Source organism: Rubneribacter badeniensis, assembly GCF_002899695.1.
In the GTDB taxonomy this organism is placed as follows: Bacteria; Actinomycetota; Coriobacteriia; order Coriobacteriales; family Eggerthellaceae; genus Rubneribacter; species Rubneribacter badeniensis.
Map to the genome: position 1 here is coordinate 19,539 of NZ_PPEL01000020.1, position 15,579 is coordinate 35,117.

The 15,579-nt window shown below is 68.1% G+C and carries 12 protein-coding genes; 8 read left to right on the top strand and 4 right to left on the bottom strand.

Going from position 1 to position 15,579, the window contains the following annotated elements:
• Positions 1 to 79 precede the first annotated feature (79 nt).
• The 6 genes from C2L80_RS05235 (at position 80) to C2L80_RS14535 (ending at position 6,595) form a co-directional block, all read left to right on the top strand.
• Positions 80 to 823 carry a lantibiotic protection ABC transporter ATP-binding protein gene (locus tag C2L80_RS05235; RefSeq protein WP_087198316.1) on the top strand — a complete coding sequence of 248 codons (744 nt, stop codon included), beginning with the start codon at positions 80 to 82 and terminating at the stop codon, positions 821 to 823.
• Positions 820 to 1,881, top strand: coding sequence for a lantibiotic immunity ABC transporter MutE/EpiE family permease subunit (locus C2L80_RS05240; protein WP_239938730.1), 1,062 nt, complete (start codon positions 820 to 822; stop codon positions 1,879 to 1,881). The genes C2L80_RS05235 and C2L80_RS05240 overlap by 4 nt, the downstream gene beginning before the upstream one ends.
• Positions 1,878 to 2,882, top strand: coding sequence for an ABC-2 family transporter permease (locus C2L80_RS05245; RefSeq protein ID WP_103262801.1), 1,005 nt, complete (start codon positions 1,878 to 1,880; stop codon positions 2,880 to 2,882). The genes C2L80_RS05240 and C2L80_RS05245 overlap by 4 nt, the downstream gene beginning before the upstream one ends.
• Positions 2,883 to 3,130: 248 nt before the next feature.
• Positions 3,131 to 3,622 carry a hypothetical protein gene (locus C2L80_RS05250; RefSeq protein WP_087198312.1) on the top strand — a complete coding sequence of 164 codons (492 nt, stop codon included), beginning with the start codon at positions 3,131 to 3,133 and terminating at the stop codon, positions 3,620 to 3,622.
• Positions 3,623 to 3,821: 199 nt separating this feature from the next.
• On the top strand, positions 3,822 to 4,484 hold the full coding sequence (locus C2L80_RS05255; protein ID WP_087198310.1) for a response regulator transcription factor: 663 nt from the start codon (positions 3,822 to 3,824) through the stop codon (positions 4,482 to 4,484).
• Positions 4,472 to 6,595 (top strand): histidine kinase dimerization/phospho-acceptor domain-containing protein, encoded by a 2,124-nt coding sequence (locus C2L80_RS14535; RefSeq protein WP_087198308.1) that lies wholly within the window; start codon positions 4,472 to 4,474, stop codon positions 6,593 to 6,595. The genes C2L80_RS05255 and C2L80_RS14535 overlap by 13 nt, the downstream gene beginning before the upstream one ends.
• Before the next feature lie 691 nt (positions 6,596 to 7,286).
• On the opposite strand, the gene C2L80_RS14540 is transcribed toward C2L80_RS14535, so the two are convergent.
• Positions 7,287 to 8,807 carry a helix-turn-helix domain-containing protein gene (locus C2L80_RS14540; protein WP_103262802.1) on the bottom strand — a complete coding sequence of 507 codons (1,521 nt, stop codon included), beginning with the start codon at positions 8,805 to 8,807 and terminating at the stop codon, positions 7,287 to 7,289.
• A 264-nt stretch (positions 8,808 to 9,071) separates the two neighbouring features.
• On the opposite strand from C2L80_RS14540, the gene C2L80_RS05270 reads away from it, so the two are divergent.
• Entirely contained in the window at positions 9,072 to 10,820 is a 1,749-nt protein-coding gene (locus tag C2L80_RS05270; protein WP_087197720.1) for an FAD-dependent oxidoreductase, read from the top strand.
• A 348-nt stretch (positions 10,821 to 11,168) separates the two neighbouring features.
• Here C2L80_RS05270 and C2L80_RS05275 read toward each other — a convergent pair whose 3' ends face one another.
• From C2L80_RS05275 to C2L80_RS05285, 3 genes are all read right to left on the bottom strand, one after another.
• On the bottom strand, positions 11,169 to 11,510 hold the full coding sequence (locus C2L80_RS05275; protein ID WP_087197718.1) for a type II toxin-antitoxin system RelE/ParE family toxin: 342 nt from the start codon (positions 11,508 to 11,510) through the stop codon (positions 11,169 to 11,171).
• Positions 11,500 to 11,769 carry a polyribonucleotide nucleotidyltransferase gene (locus tag C2L80_RS05280; protein ID WP_087197716.1) on the bottom strand — a complete coding sequence of 90 codons (270 nt, stop codon included), beginning with the start codon at positions 11,767 to 11,769 and terminating at the stop codon, positions 11,500 to 11,502. Before C2L80_RS05280 ends, C2L80_RS05275 begins: the two co-directional genes overlap by 11 nt.
• A 79-nt stretch (positions 11,770 to 11,848) precedes the next feature.
• The gene (locus C2L80_RS05285; protein ID WP_087197714.1) at positions 11,849 to 14,215 is read right to left on the bottom strand and encodes an ATP-dependent helicase; all 2,367 of its coding nucleotides are present in this window, start codon (positions 14,213 to 14,215) and stop codon (positions 11,849 to 11,851) included.
• 1,133 nt (positions 14,216 to 15,348) lie between these two features.
• On the opposite strand from C2L80_RS05285, the gene C2L80_RS14140 reads away from it, so the two are divergent.
• Positions 15,349 to 15,579 (top strand): hypothetical protein (locus tag C2L80_RS14140; protein WP_204600538.1); only part of this gene is annotated, 231 nt, incomplete at its 3' end.

Genomic DNA, 15,579 nt, shown 5'->3' on the forward strand with positions numbered 1-15,579 from the left:
ACATGCGCGACCGCCGGGGCCGGATAGGCAGAATGCGCGACGTGAACGACGAAGAGCGCGAACGGAAAGGACGGATTCGATGGAATGGGCGTTGGAGACGCGGATGCTGACCAAGCGGTTCGGTCGCGGCGCGCAGGCGCAGACGGCGGTGGACCGCGTGTCTTTGCATGTGCCCGAGGGCGAGGTGTACGGGCTGCTCGGGCCGAACGGAGCGGGCAAGTCGACCCTGCTCAAAATGGTGGCGGGCATGCTGCACCCCACCGAAGGGCAGATCATGGTGGCGGGACGCCCGTGGCGGCGGGAGGATTTGCGCTCGATCGGCTCGCTCATCGAGACGCCGCCGCTCTACCCTAACCTGACCGCGCGCGAGAACCTGCGCGTGCGCACGACGCTTCTGGGCATCCCCGACGAGCGCATCGACGAGGTGCTGCGAACGGTCGGCCTGACGGGCACAGGCCCCAAACGCGCCGGACGCTTCTCGATGGGCATGAAGCAGCGCCTGGGGATAGCGCTCGCGCTTCTCGCGCGGCCACGGCTGCTCATCTTGGACGAGCCGACCAACGGGCTCGACCCCATCGGCATCGAGGATCTGCGCGGGTTCATCCGCGCATTGCCGGAGCAGGGCATCACGGTGGTGGTGTCGAGCCACATCCTGGGCGAAGTGGCGCAGGTGGCGGATCGCATCGGCATCATCGCACAGGGAAGGCTGGCCTACGAGGACAGGCTTGATCCCGCCGCCGACCTGGAGCGGCTGTTCATGGACGTGTGCCGCGAGGTGGCGGCGTCGCGACGCGACGCGCGCGGAGAAAGGGGCGAGCGATGAAGGCGCGCGAAGCATCGAGGACGGCCGCCACGACGCAAAGCAGGGCGGCTGCGCGGGCCGGAGCCGAGGTCGCCGGCCGTATGGCCGCCGCGCGGGCCGGACGCACAGGCTCCGCAAGCGCCAAAGGCGCGCCGTCTGCGCAGGACGGATGCGCGGCCGAAGGCCAGACGGCTGCGCAGGCCGAACGCGCGGCGACGCTCGACGAAAGCGGTGCGAAAGGAATCGCCGCGCAGGGATGCGGGCGCGCAAACGCGCAGGGATGCGCCGAAAGAGGCGACGAAAGCGAGCGCTTGGAAACGGACGCCGGGTTCGCCGCAGCGCTGCGCGCCGAGGCGCTCAAGGGCCGCCGGGGGGCGCCGCGCAAGATCGCGCTGCTCATGCCGCTGCCGTTTTGCCTGATGGGAGCACTTGCGGGCGGCATCGGCGGTGGAGGGGCCGTCGGGGCGTTCTCCACCTACGGCTGGAACTGGTGGTACGCGCTGCCGCTGCCCATCGCCATCGCGCTCATCGCCACCTCCGTCGCCAACCTGGACGCACGCCAGAAGCTGCGCCCGGTGCTGGGGCTTCCGGTGCCGCCCGCGCGCACCTGGTGGGCGAAGACGGCCTACGCGCTCGCGCTCGTGTTCGCCGCGAACCTCGTGGTGTTGGCGGCCTCCGTCCTGGTGCGCGCGCTCGGCGGGGCCGCACCGAGCGCTCTGGCGGGGCTCGCGACGGCGGCGGTGCTGACGGCGGCGAACGCCTGGGCGGTGCCGGCCTCGCTTGCGCTCGCCACGCGCTTCGGCTCGCTCGCGGGCATCGCCCTCCCCGCGCTCGTGCAGCTGGGGCTGGGCATCGGGCTGTGGACGAGCCCTTGGTGGTTCCTGTTCCCGCCGACGACGGCGCTCGTGGCAGCATCCCCCCTCGTGGGCGTGGCGCCCTCGGGCGTGCCGCTCGCCCCGGGCGACGCGCTGGGGACGTTCGGCTGGGAGACGGCGGCGGGGCTTTTCGTGGCGTTCGCGCTCTTCGCAGCGCTCGCGACGGCAGGCGCACGCTGGTACGCAAGGAGGGAGGCGCGATGAGGGCGGCAGGAATCCCGAAGCGCCCCAGTGCAACCGGGGATTCGGACCTCGGATGCACCGGCGGCGAGCGTGGTGAGCGCGAGGCAGGTCGAAGGATCCGCGGCAACGTCCGCGACGCGCGCAGCGCCCGAGCCGACACGCGCGACCGCGCACCGCGCGACGAAGGCGGCATGCGGCGCGCATCGGCGGCCACGAGGTTCGCACGGGCGTTGCGCTCCGAGGCCGTCAAGCTGCGCCGCAGCCCGCTCGCGCCGCTGCACCTGGCGCTCGCGCTTGCGCTCGGCTTGGCGGCCGGAGCCTATTTCGGCTACGCGCCGTGGGACAGCCTTTTGGGCGCGGACGCGTTCTTCCAGCTGCTCGGCGCGGGCGCGCCGCTGCTCACCGGGCTGTCCTGCGGGCTTGCGCTCGACGCGGAGCGCGAGGCGGGCGAGTGCGCGAACCTTCTGGGCGTCCCCTCGCGCCGCATCGCGCTGACAGCGAAGGCGGCGGCGCTGTGGCTCCTCGGGCTTTCGGCCGCCGTCGTCGCGGCGCTGGCGTTCTTCGCCCTGGTGACGGCTGCGGGACGCGCGACTCCCCCGCTTGCGACGTGCTTGGCGGCGGCCGGCGGCGTGGCGGCGGGCAGCGTCGGGCTGTACGTCGCCTTCGTGTGGATCGCGCTCAGGTTCGGGCGCAACGCCGCCATCGGCGCGGGCGCGCTGGGGTTCCTCCTCGCGATGGGCTCCATGGGAGGTTTGGCGAACGGGCTGGTCACAGGAACGCTCAGCGGCTCTTTCGGCGTTGAGCTGGCGGCGTTTCTGCCGTTCGCCTGGCCTTCGCGCCTGGCCTCGCTGACCGTGGAGCTGGCGGTGGCCGGTCAGCTGGGCGCCGCCGGGCAGGAGGGCGTGCTCGCCGCGTCGCTTTCGCAGGTGGCGATCGCATGCGCGGCCCTCACGGCGGCGTTCGCGGCCGTCTCGCTCGCCCGGGCGAACCGCTACGAGGACAAGCGCCGCGCAGGGGAATGACGCCGGCCCGCGCGCAGGGCGCTTCGGCGACGAAAGGGCGCGAATCGGACGGGACGGGAAGGGGCGGGACGGAAAGGGGCAACCGTCCGACGCTCGACCCCTCGCCCGCCTCCGAGCGCCCGGCGCGTGCGCGCCGAACAGCCGCGGACCGCGCGCTTCGCCTTCCGGCGCCGCGCGCGGCGGCATCCGCGACGGGGCTTCGGAAGCCCCGCCGCGTCTCATCCGACTCGAAGAGGAAGGAGGCCCTTATGGGCCGAAAGATCGCACGCACGGCCATGGCGCTCGCCGCCATCTGCGCCGTCGCGCTCGCCGCCGCAGCTTTGGCGGCCAACCTGTTTCCGGGAAACATCGCCTCGCAGCTCATCGACCGCGCGAACCCGCTCGCGCCGAGCACGACGGCGTACGCGCGCGTGCCCCCGGCGGACTCCTACGCGGATTCCTGGCGCGACGCGAGCGGGGCTTACGACGATTACCGGTACCTCGTGGACGCAGCCGACGCCCAGGGCGCGCCGCTGCGCGTGAGCGTGAACGCGTTCGGCGCGAAGCTGGGCGAGGCAGCGCCGCCCGCGACGACACAGCCCGAGGCGGCGCAGGAAGCCGACGCTGCCGATGCTCCCGCAGCGCCCGCGAACGCCGAGCCCCTTGCGTGGATGCGCCTCCAGGTGAAGGGCGCCACGACGGTGACATGGGAATACGTCGCCGAAGAGGACGTCCCCCGCGCAGCGGTGGATGTGCTATGATCGCACGGCTTGCACGGGCCCTCAAAGGGCCCGCGGCCAGCGCGACGCCGTCGGCGGGCGAACGAGCCGCCTGGGCAGCCACGCGGACGGTGCCGCCGGCATCGGCGGCCCGGACGATCGGAGAGGCGAACGCGCGAAACCGCCGACGGAGGCGCGGCAGCGCATCGCAACGAGCACGAGCATGCGAGGGAGGACGAGCATGGCACGCATCCTGACGATAGACGACGAGCGAGCGATCCTCGATGCGCTCGCGCGCGTGCTGCGCCGCGACGGGCACGAGGTGGAAGGCTGCGACGACCCGCTGCGCGCGAAGAAGATGGATCTCGCTCGTTTCGACCTGATCATCTGCGACGTGATGATGCCCGGACTGGACGGCTTCGAGCTGGTGCGCGCGATCCGCGACGAGGTGGACGCGCCCATCATCTTCCTCACGGCGAAGGTGTCCGAAGAGGACGCCGTGGTGGGTTTGGGGCTAGGGGCCGACGACTATCTGCGCAAGCCTTTCGGCAACGCCGAGTTGCGCGCGAAGGTGGCCGCGCATCTGCGCCGAGAGCATCGGCAGCGCACGCACGCGCTGTCGTTCGGCGCGGTGCGGCTGGACATGGGCGCCAAAGAGCTGTCCGTGAACGGCGAGCGCGCGCCGCTCACCCCCACCGAGTACGAGATCTGCGAGTTTCTAGCGCGACGGCGCGGTCAGGTGTTCTCGCGCGCGCAGCTGCGCGAGGCGGCGCTGGGATGGGACAGCGCCTCCGACGACGCGGCCGTGTCCATGCACGTGAGCCGCGCCCGCGCGAAGCTGCGCGCGCTCGGCGCCGACCCGGTGGCCACGGTGTGGGGGATGGGATACAAATGGCAGCTGTGAGGCGCGACGCGTCAGCCGGCATCGAAAGCGCCGAAGAGAAGGAGACGCGCATGGAGGCCGCAAGGAACGGGGAGAAACGAAGCCTGGGCGGGCGATCGGCAGGCGCGGCGACGGAGGTCGGGCGCCGCGAACGCGCATGCCGACGCCGCCCGGAGCGCCGCAAAGGGATGCCGCTCGCGCTCGTCATCGCACGTTACTTCGCCTACGCCTTCATAGCGGCCGGACTCGTCGCCATCGTGGCGTTCGGCACGCTTATCGCCCTCGTCGAAGGGGGCTTCGTGTACGCCGCGAACTACGCCGAGAGCAACGCCGACGCCGCCATCGGCGCGCTCGAGTCGGGCGAGATCTCCCCCGACGAGCTTCCCTCGTGCTATCGTTGGGCCGTCTTCGATGCCGACGGGAACGCGGCAGCCTCCGACATGCCCGCCGCCGAGGTGCCCGAAGCGCGCAAGACCCTCGAATCCGGAGAGAGCGTGACGCACGTGGGCCTGCTCGGCAGCGCGATGCTGCAGGTGAAGGCCGCACTTCCCGACGGCGGCACCTGCGTGCTCCAATACGACTACGTTCCCGACTTCACCTCGCGCGAACTGCGCGATGCGCTGCCCGATCCGCAAACGCTCGCGACGGTTCTGCTCGGAGTTCTGTTCGCAGCCGCAATGGCGCTCATCGCCACGCGAGCCGCCCGCGTGATCTCGGCGAAGATGCGCCCCCTCGCCCAGGCCGCCGCCCATATCGAGCGCCAAGAGCTCGACTTCGAGGTGGGGAGCGCAAACGTGCGCGAGGTGAACGACGTGCTGGCGGCCATGGAGCGCATGCGCGTCGCGCTGCGGGAGTCCCTCGAGGCGCGCTGGCAAGCGGAGGAGGCGCAGCGCGCGCAGATGGCGGCGCTCGCGCACGACTTGAAGACCCCGCTCACCGTGGTGCGCGCGAACGCCGAGTACCTAAGCGAGGAGGAGGGGCTTTCCCTCGACGCGCGCGAGGCCGCCGAGGCGGCAGCCGAGGGCGCCCGACGACTCGACGCGTACGTGCGCCTGATCATCGACGCGTCCCGCGGCGGCGGGGCGGGCGTGCGCCGGGAGCGCGTCGACGCCGCGTCGTGGGCGAACGCGTGCGATGAGGCGGCGCGGCGCGTGGCCGATGCTCGAGGCGTGCGCCTCGAAACCGTGCGGAAGGAGTCCTTCGTCCGTCGCGCGAAGGCCGCGTCGCTTCTCTGCGACGCCGTGGCGCTGGAAAGGGCCGCACTCAACCTCGTGGACAACGCCTGCGACCATGCGCCCGCAGGCAGCACGGTGCGCCTCGCGTTCGCATGCGAGGATGCGGAAGCGCCGAGAGACGAGGCCGGGGCGGCCGCGGGCGCGGCGTCCACGGTCGGGCGTGCGAGCGACGAACATGAGCGGCTGGACGCGCGGATGGAGGATGCGGACGGCGGGACGGCGCGAGCGGAGAGAGCGCGCAAAGAAGGTGCGGGCAGCGGGACGGGCGGCGCGGTGCGGGGCGCGGTGGGCGGCGCGGCGGGCGGCGCGGCCCCGATGCTCGTCCTTGCCGTGGAGGACGAGGGCGCGGGATTCACGTCTGCGGCGCTCTCCCACGGCTGCGAGCGCTTCTTCCGCGACGACGCCTCCCGCACACGCGCCGCGGCAGGCAGTGGGCGCGGGAAGGCCGAGGGAGCCAAGACCGAGGGAGCCAAGACCGAGGGCGCCAAGACCGAGGATGACAAGGCCGAGCGCGCCAAAGTCGAGGGCGACGGGGCACGCGGCGGCGACGTCGGAGACAGCGGCAGATGCGGCGGGGGCGTCGGAGCCGATGACGCAGACAGCGCTCGCAAGGGAGGCGGCGCGTCCGACTCCGAGCGCGGCGAAGGCTTCAACCGCGCCGATGCGGACGGTGGCGAAGCCCGCCCCGCATCCGCATTCGGCTGCGAGCGCGGGATGCCGCGAGGGGGTCGGATCGAACCAGAGGGACCAGACAGTGCGCCCGTCGCAGAAGCCGCCCATTACGGGCTGGGGCTTTCCATCGCCGCCGATATCGCGCAAGCGCACGGAGGCTCCGTCGCGTTGGAGAACCGCCCCTGCGGCGGGGCGCGCGCCATCCTCCGCGCCTCTTGGGAGTGACGGAAGGGGTTTTCTGCTCGCGCTCCGTCCCTTCGTGCATGAAATCAGCCCGATTCTGGCCATGAAACCGCGTTCTGGCACGGAATCCGGCCCCTTTCGGCCCGAAGGGGGCTCCTCGTGTGAAGAAAGCCCAGGTCGGTGAAACCGGCGATGCCCGGGGCGCACTCGATTCGTGCCAGAGCGCGGTTTCATGGCCAGAATCGAGCGGATTCCGCGCAGGGGCCCGCTTAACGCCCGCCGGTTTTAGGGCGGGCGGCTCTCGGGCGGGCGGGGGAGCCGCTTCGGCGGCGTCGATGCCGGCCCGGCGGGCCCCTTCGGGCTGCGCCGCACTTGCGTGAGTGCGCGCATGCCCGAAGCGCCCTAGAGGGGTGCCAAGCGCGCAAGCGGGGGGACGAATCCCCTCCCCTCGTCGCGCGAAGGGCGCCTTCTCGCACAAAAATCCCCCTCTCTGTTAAACCGACATTGACGCGAACCCACGTTTGCCCAGCATCGAGCCGAACCGAACCGCACCGCATTCACCATCGCCCGCAGTAATCTGGAAAATAGCGTGCATATCCCCCCGACTCATCCGATCGGATCCCCGCGCCCCGTCGAACGTCCCGCCTCGCCGGCCGCATCAGCCGCAACGCCCCTTCGCGACCCCGCTCGGCCCCTCCCCTTCGCCCGCGCGGCCGCTCCTCCTCGCCTCCCCTTACGAAAGCCGGCGCACGCCGCCGGAAGAGCCCGGAGCGCCGGAAGCCCCTGCGGCGTCGGAGGAAAGCGCCCCCTCTTCGTTCACCAAGTCGATGAGCTGCGAGCGCAGATGGATACCGAGCTTTTGGTAGATGCTCTTGATGTGGGACTTCACCGTGTTCTCCGACACGAACAACTTCTCGGAGATGCCGTGCACCGTGCGCCCCTGGGCCAAGAGCGCGAATATCTCGGCCTCGCGCGCCGTGAGCTGGTGCTCGCGAGCGATGGCCTCGCAGCGGTTCGCGAACCACTGCTCCTCGTGCACGACCACCTGCGTCGGAGGGGCGGCGGGCTCGTCGGATGCCACGTCCCTGTCTTTGAACAGGAACAAGGACAGCATCGACAGCAGGTACAGCGACACGAGCGCCACCACCGTGAGCGTGAGGCCGCCCGCCGTGAGCCGAGAGGCGCTGAAGAAGCCCACGAGCACGCCGAGCAGCTGCGCGGCGTTCGTGCAGGCGAGCGCCGCCGAGAACACGAGCGCCGAGGGCAGACGCGTGTCGCGCGCCATGTCGGCGAGCATGCACCACAGGATGATCGTCGCCACCATGGAGCCCAGCTGGGCGAACGCGTTCACGATCCCGCCAGCGGCGTTCCACAGAAGCGGCAGCAGCAAGAACCCCGCCGCCGACAAGGGAAGCGCGACCTTGTACAGCCGCGCCACGCTGAGCGGCTTTTTCATCAGCACCGCCGGCAAAAGCAAAAGCGAGACGACGATGGCGCTCGTGACGATGGACGTCTGCTGCACGGTGGAGAGGGGCAGCTCCTGCTTTCCCGAAACCTGCATCATAAGCCCGCTCATGAAGCAGAACACCGCAGTGCCGAGCACCGGACGCCACAACTGCGCCGCGGCGCTCCTCATCACGGGGCGCGAGTGCTCGCTGCCGACGCGTCCGCGCACGTCGAGGGACCGCTTCACGCACACCGACGACGCGACGAACACCGTCGCCGTAGCCGGCACGATGGCAGCAGGAGGAAGAAGCGTCATGCAGAAGTACACGACAAGGCTGATGACGTTGCACACGAGCACATATCGGTACACGGTGCGCAGCGTGAGCGTCTTGCAGAAGCGCGCCCACATAAGCACCATCACCGCGTCGCCCGCACCAAGGCACGCGCCCCCGAACAGAAGCCAAGGCAAGACCTGCGAGAAGTCAACCTCGCCGGAAAACTGCAGCGCCATGCCGCACATGAGAAACCCGAAGAACGCGACACCGCACGACACAAGCACGGACACCATCGTCTGAGGTCCCGGCGAGCGAAGCGAGTAGACGGCGACGAATACGAACACGGCGAAGCGAGACGCGAGCACGATGGCGAGAAACAGTGTCTGGGAAGAGGGACCGAGCGCCCCCACAGACGCGAATATGGTGAACGAATGAAACGTAATGTACGAGAACGCGAGGTACAGCGCGTACCCGCCGAAAAAGAACGTTCCCTTGGCCTTCGCTTCCCCAAGCGCTGCGCGCAATGCTCCCATGTGCCCTCCACTTCAAGCTCCGCCTTCCCCCGGCGTCGCTTCGCCTCCTTGGCCCAAGTATACCCGTTGCCGAGCGCGCCGCTTGCGTCGTTTCAACCCAAAAGAGACCATATCACCCGTTTCAGGTGGCTTAGACCTGCAGTTTTGCAAAATCACCCGCCAACAGGGGAGGCAAGTCGCCCCGGCAAGCTGCTAGAGTGCGCACACGTCGACCCGAAAAGAGGGCGACGAGCATCGAACCCGTAAATAAGGAGGGAGATTTCAATGAGCACGAACCATGCAGGCATGTCGCGCCGGACGTTCCTCGGTCTTGGAGCGACGGCAGCCGTCGCCGCTGGCGCCGGCATCGCCGGATGCGCGCCTCAGGACAAGGGGGCAAGCGCCCAAGCCCAGAGCGCGCCAAACCCCACCGAGTACGTTCCTCCGTTTCTGGAGAAGCCTCCGGTGCCAGAGAACGTCGCCGAGGAGAAGGATTGCGACGTCCTCGTCATAGGGCTCGGGCTTGCGGGGACGGCCGCCGCGCGCGCGGCGGCCGAAGCGGGCGCGAAGGTCATCGGCATCGAGAAGCAGGAGAACGTCGGCGTCGTCGCCCAGGCGGGAGGCTTCGGCGCCGTGGGCTCGAGCGTCCAGAAGAGCCTCGGGATCGAATGGGCTCCCAAAGCCGATATCGTGAACCAGCTGATGAAGGACATGTGCTACCGCCCGAACCCCGAATTCTTCAACTACTGGTACGACCATTCCGGCGAGGCGTTCGACTGGTTCATCGAAGGAGCCGATTACGAGCTGCTTCCCACCACCGCGTCCAACCGGGCGACGGACAAGCCCAACTTCCTGCGGCCGAAGTGCTTCCCTCCCTTGGAAGGCTACGACTACAAGAAGGAGTACTATCCCTACTTCCACGGCACCATCATCCTGAACCCCAACCTCCGCTGGGGTACCGAGAACTGCCGCGACCACGCCGTCGCCGCAGGAGCCGAGCTGATCTTCGGCACGTTCGCAGAACAGCTCATCACCGACGAGTCCGGCGCGGTCACGGGCGCGTACGTCCATGATGCCGATGGCGAGAAGTACACCCGCATCAACGCCAAGGCGGTCTGCCTGTGCACGGGCGACATCGGCGGCAACCCGGAGATGCGCCACTACTACTGCCCGCAGGCCGACGAATTCGCTAGCGTCTACGCCTCGGTGGACGTCAACGGCGACATAGCGAACACCGGCGACGGACACCGCATGGGCATCTGGGCCGGCGCGCACATGGAGCTGGGGCCCCTCGCGCCCATGACGCACCATATGGGCGGTGCGCTGGGCGTGGACGCCTTCCTCCAGCTCAACATGGAGGGCAACCGCTTTATGAACGAGGACGTGCCCGGCCAGAACATCGCCGACCAGCTGTCGCGCCAGCCTCCCTCGAAGGATCCCGAGCTCGCGGCGCTCGGGGCGAAGTCGTGGCAGATTTTCGACGCCAACTGGAAGCACCAGCTGGCGGTCCAGGGCACAGGCCATGGCTTCGTGAACTACTACATTCCCGACGAGGAGAAGGACCAGTACGAAACCGTGCTGAGCGGTTTCGCCCAGGGCTACACCACCGACGAGATGCTTGAGAGCGCCGTCACCCTCAAGGCCGACACCATCGAAGAGTTGGCCGAGGGCATGGGGCTGCCGGTCGAGAACGTGAAGGCGTCCATCGAGCGCTACAACGAGCTGGCCGCGAAGGGCGTCGACGAGGACTTCGGCAAGGTGTCCAGCCGCCTGTTCCCCGTCGACACGCCGCCGTTCTACGCGTGCCGCTTCGACAGCGCGGGCATGCTCGTGCTCATGGGCGGCCTCGAGTGCGACACCGACCTGCACCCGCTCAACGACGCAGGCGAGCCCATCAAGGGGCTGTACGTGGCCGGCAACACGCAGGGCGGGCGCTACCTGGTGGAGTACCCTGTCACCGTGGGCGGCCACAGCCTGGCGTGCGCGCTCACGTTCGGCAAGCTGGCCGGCGAGAACGCCGCCGCCGGCGTGTAGCGAACGCGACACCCAAGCGGCCGCGCCGGCCCCTCCCCCGGCGCGGCCGCACGACGACGGCCCCGGCGGGCGCAGCGCCCGCCGGGGCCGTCCCCTTTCCCGCCCGTCGCCCCGCCTCCACCCACGCCGGAGCGTCACCCGACAGAGCACTTCGTCCCGCTGAAACGAGCCCCGTTTGAGAAAAACGTTGCACTATGCGGTTCGTTATTGCGAAAAACGTTGCAGATCGATGCGCAGAGGAGCTATCCCTTATCGGAAAACCGGGAACGAGAAACGAGCCGGCATCTCGCGCAAAAACGAAAAGACGGCCCTGATGCTTTCCGGCGGGCATCGGAGCATCGTTTCCGCTCAGTCTCCTTTTTTCGAAATGGTGCCTCGCTCCCGCCCCTCCGTCACAAGCGATACGTAATCCTGGCGTTGATGGAAAAGATGCGCGACGACGACGCAATCCTCCTCAAGATAGTAGAGAAACACGTAGCGACCGACAAGGGCGCTACGATAGCCGAGACGAGCCAGTTCCGGCATGCGCGAGAATCCGTACGAGACGACCCCTGAGCAGAGGAGGTCAAGCTGCCGCTCAAAGGCATCCAGAAACTCCCGCGCGGCATCATCGCTGTGGCCGACCAGATAGGACACGATGTCTCGCAACTCCTGATCGGCGCTCTCCAAAAGACGGGGTCTAAAGGCCATAGCGGCTTCTCAACCCGGCCAGAGAAACGGCGGCATCCACATGCCGGCCCTCGGCGCGCTCGCGTTCGGCCAAAAGCATGCGCTCCATGATGCGCGCGCGAGCTTCCGATTCCCGCAGATCATCGTAATCCCTGCTGCGTATGACGACGAACTGATCGTAGCCGTTCTTCGTGACGGTGACGGGACCGGGGGCCGTCTCCACCATGCGCGCGAATGCGGCGGTGTCTCTCATGTCCTTGATGGGAACGCACGTTGGCATAATCGCCCTCCTTCGCTTCGATGGCATAATCATAGCATGATTATGCCATCGAACAAGGAGAAGCCGTCCACACCGGACGTCACCCGCCGATCTTCACGATGGGGGCGTAGTCCTTCAGCAGCTTCTTCGTCTGGCCGGTCTTGGCGAACTTCACGTGGAGCGTGTCGCCGTCCACCTTGACCACCGTGCCGCGGCCGAACGTCTTGTGGTCCACGGCGTCGCCCTTCGCGAAGGTCATCTTGGCAGCAGCCTTCTTCTCCGCGCCGGGGCGCACGTAACTGCCGGCCACGCGACCCTGCCGCGCATCGGCGCGGCCCGCCGACCCCGAGGCGCTCGAGCGCCCGAACACGCGCCCGCCGCCCGCCTCGGTGCCGCTGCCCGCGATGCCCTTGCGGCTTCCGCGCTTCTCCCAGCCCGTGCCGCTGAAGCCGGCCGAGCCCACGCCCGTGGTCTGGCGCAGCTCGCTCGGAATCTCCTGAATGAAGCGCGAGACGGGGTTCGACGACGTCTGTCCGAAGATCTGGCGCGCGTAGGCGCAGGTGAGGTAGAGGCGCTTGCGGGCGCGCGTGATGGCCACGTACGCGAGGCGGCGCTCCTCCTCGATGCCCGCGGCGTCACCCACGCTGTTCATGTGCGGGAACAGCGTCTCCTCCATGCCGGCCACGAACACGCAGTCGAACTCGAGGCCCTTCGACGAGTGCACCGTCATGAGCGTGACGGCGCGGCCGTCCTCGGCCACCGTGTCGAGGTCGGTGCGCAGCCGCACCCACTCGATGAAGTCGGCGAGCGAGTCGCCCCGCAGCACGCGCACAGGCTCGTCAGCCTCGCCCGCCGCCGCACCCTCGCCGCCCGCCGTGGGCGCGGCGAAGTCGGCCTCCTCCTCGTCGTGGGTGTCTGCGAACTCATCCACGACGCCCAAGAACTCCTGAATGTTCTCGATGCGCCCGCGCGCCTCGTCGGTGTTCTCGGCCTGGAGCGCCGCGACAAGCCCGCTCTTGTCGATGATGGCCTCGACGACCTTGCGCAGATCGCCCTCGTAGGAGCGCGCCTCGTTCAGCAGCCCCACGAACGAGGCCACGGCTTGGCGCGCCGACGCGCGCAGCTCCGGATCCACGATGGCCAGCTCCACCGCCTCCAGAAACGGCATGCCCATCTCGCGCGCGAACTGCTCAATGCGCTCGATGGTGGTCTTGCCAACGCCGCGGCGCGGCACGTTGATCACGCGCTTCGCCGCGATGTCGTCCGCCGGGTTCACCACAAGCGTGAGGTAGGCCATCACGTCGCGAATCTCGGCGCGGTCGAAGAAGCGCGTGCCGCCCACGATGCGATAGGGCACACCCGCACGCAAGAGCATGTCCTCCAGCATGCGCGACTGCGCGTTGGTGCGGTAGAACACGGCCATCTGGTTGTACGACAGCCCCGCCGCGCGCCGCTTCTCGATCTCGCCGGCGATCCAGCGGCCCTCGTCGCGCTCGTCGGCGGCCATGTACACCTGGATCTTGTCGCCGTCCTCGGCGGCGGTGAAGAGCCTCTTCGCCTTGCGGTGCTGGTTGTTGGCGATCACGGCGTTGGCGGCGGCAAGCACGTTGCCCACGCTGCGGTAGTTTTGCTCGAGCTTCACCACGTGGGCGCTCGGGTAGTCCTGCTCGAATTCGAGGATGTTGCGGATGTCGGCGCCGCGCCAGCTGTAGATGGACTGGTCGTCGTCGCCCACCACCATGATGTTCTTATGCTTGGCGGCCAGCAGGCCCGTGATGGCGTACTGGGCGTGGTTCGTGTCCTGGTACTCGTCCACCATGATGTAGCGGAAGCGGTCCTGATAGGCTTCGAGCACGTCCGCATGGTTCTTGAGCAGCAGATAGGCGTACAGCAGCAGGTCGTCGAAGTCGAAGGCGTTCGCGGCCTTCAATCGCTCCTGCAATCGCGCGTACACGCGCGCGGCCACCTTCCCCACCGGGTCATTCGCCTGCTTCTCGAACTCGAGCGGCACCACCAGCTCGTTTTTCGCCGTGGAGATGCGGTTCATGAGCGCGTTTATCGGAAAGCGCTTCGGATCGACGTCCAGCTCGGCCATGATCTCCTTGTACAGGCGCTTCTGATCGTCAGTGTCGTAGATGGTGAAGTTGCGCGTGAAGCCCAGGCGCTCGGCATCGGCGCGCAGGATGCGCACGCACATGCTGTGGAACGTCGACACCCACATGCCGCGGGCGCGCGGCCCCACGAGGCCGCCGAGGCGCTCGCGCATCTCGGCTGCGGCCTTGTTCGTGAACGTGATGGCGAGGATCTGCCACGGGGCCACGCCGTGGTTCTCGATGAGGTTCGCGATGCGGTACGTGAGCACGCGCGTCTTGCCCGAGCCGGCGCCCGCCAGCACGAGCAGCGGCCCGTCTATCGTGGTGACCGCCTCGCGCTGCGGCCCGTTCAGGGTTTCGATGTCGATTGGCATGCCGATCCTTCGTGAGAGCTTGCACGGAGCCGCCGAACGGCGCGCCCCCGCGCGCCGCAGCCCCGTTTCGTCGTGAAGCAGCATTGTAGCGCTTCGGAGGCAGAGGTTGGCGACTCATGCAAGAAATGCAGAGATGCGGCCGCGCGCTTCATTCGCGAAGCAAGCTTGCCTTTTCTCCACTAACCAGGATCGACATGGACATGTTCGCCGAGTCTCGAGCCAATCTTGTTCCGATCAGGCATTTCGGTTCTCTGCACGCTCATCGGACAGGGAGACTTCCGAAGCGTCGACAGAACCTCGTTCGGCGGCCGATCTGGCTTCTACCGACCTTGGTTTAGCGTAAACCCGCATAGGTGGTAGCACAAAATGACGGTTAAGAACGATTTTCTCACTCCTTTTGAGACTGTTTTTAGAGAAACGCCAGGTCGCGAAATCCTGCTCGGCTGAAAAATCGTTCTTAACCGTCATTTTGTGCTAAAGGGGCATCCCGTCTATGTTAAACCAGGATTGACACGAACTCCTGTTCGCTAAACCTTGAGTCGGGCTTGCTCTGATCGGAGGTTCGGAGGGTTCCCGCCCGCCGGGCGGGCGGGAAGGGGCCTCCTGCGACACCGGTGGAACCCCACTCGGCAGTCCAATCCAGTCTGCGGCGACCCTGGTCTAGCAGAGAGGTCGGTAAGCTCTGGACAAAAGCGAGCGGTTTCTCTATTTCCGTTTGAGGATAGGGAAACCGCCCTTGCCTTCGGCCAGGCGTCTCGCTCGAACATTGGCCGCAACGCGCAAGCGGAGGGCCTCTTCGGGCCGAGAAAACCGGAGAAACCACCGCTTTTTGTCCATGACCTTTTGCGTCATGTTCGCCGAGAGGGCGAGGCGGGACGCCCCGCCGCAACTTCGGCCCGCGCCTTGTCGGCTACATGGCGTTCGACACCCTGCGCGCCGCCGCCCGCCGCGTGCGGAGGAGGCCAGATCCATGTAAAGCCAGGATTGACATAGGTCAGATCCGCTCGCTGAGCAAAACCCGCCGGCGCTTTGGAAAACCCTTCGCCCGACGGGCGGGACCTTGTACAGCGGATCGGTCCAGCCTCTGTCAACGGTGGTTTTACACATAGACTTCGCCTTTTGTCCGCGAAAACGTGCGCCTGACGAACAGTTTTGCCGCCCTCGACGGCATTTCGGGCCTCGCCACGCCCTTGCGAGGTGGCGCGACCTCGGCTTTTCCCTCCGAAACCCCCATCGCGCGCGGCGAAGCCCCAAAACCGTTCACCAATCGCAAATTTTCGCCGCTCCGGAGGGAAAAATCCACCGCGCGCCGCGGCCCCCGCCAAAAAGACCCGCCGAACCGGCGCCTGTCTCTTATACACACT

Excerpts from the sequence above, each read along its gene's own strand:
- C2L80_RS05235 (WP_087198316.1), top strand. The coding sequence starts at position 80 with ATGGAATGGGCGTTGGAGACGCGGATGCTGACCAAGCGGTTCGGTCGC.
- C2L80_RS05240 (WP_239938730.1), top strand. The coding sequence starts at position 820 with ATGAAGGCGCGCGAAGCATCGAGGACGGCCGCCACGACGCAAAGCAGG.
- C2L80_RS05245 (WP_103262801.1), top strand. The coding sequence starts at position 1,878 with ATGAGGGCGGCAGGAATCCCGAAGCGCCCCAGTGCAACCGGGGATTCG.
- C2L80_RS05250 (WP_087198312.1), top strand. The coding sequence starts at position 3,131 with ATGGGCCGAAAGATCGCACGCACGGCCATGGCGCTCGCCGCCATCTGC.
- C2L80_RS05255 (WP_087198310.1), top strand. The coding sequence starts at position 3,822 with ATGGCACGCATCCTGACGATAGACGACGAGCGAGCGATCCTCGATGCG.
- C2L80_RS14535 (WP_087198308.1), top strand. The coding sequence starts at position 4,472 with ATGGCAGCTGTGAGGCGCGACGCGTCAGCCGGCATCGAAAGCGCCGAA.
- C2L80_RS14540 (WP_103262802.1), bottom strand. The coding sequence starts at position 8,807 with ATGGGAGCATTGCGCGCAGCGCTTGGGGAAGCGAAGGCCAAGGGAACG.
- C2L80_RS05270 (WP_087197720.1), top strand. The coding sequence starts at position 9,072 with ATGAGCACGAACCATGCAGGCATGTCGCGCCGGACGTTCCTCGGTCTT.
- C2L80_RS05275 (WP_087197718.1), bottom strand. The coding sequence starts at position 11,510 with ATGGCCTTTAGACCCCGTCTTTTGGAGAGCGCCGATCAGGAGTTGCGA.
- C2L80_RS05280 (WP_087197716.1), bottom strand. The coding sequence starts at position 11,769 with ATGCCAACGTGCGTTCCCATCAAGGACATGAGAGACACCGCCGCATTC.
- C2L80_RS05285 (WP_087197714.1), bottom strand. The coding sequence starts at position 14,215 with ATGCCAATCGACATCGAAACCCTGAACGGGCCGCAGCGCGAGGCGGTC.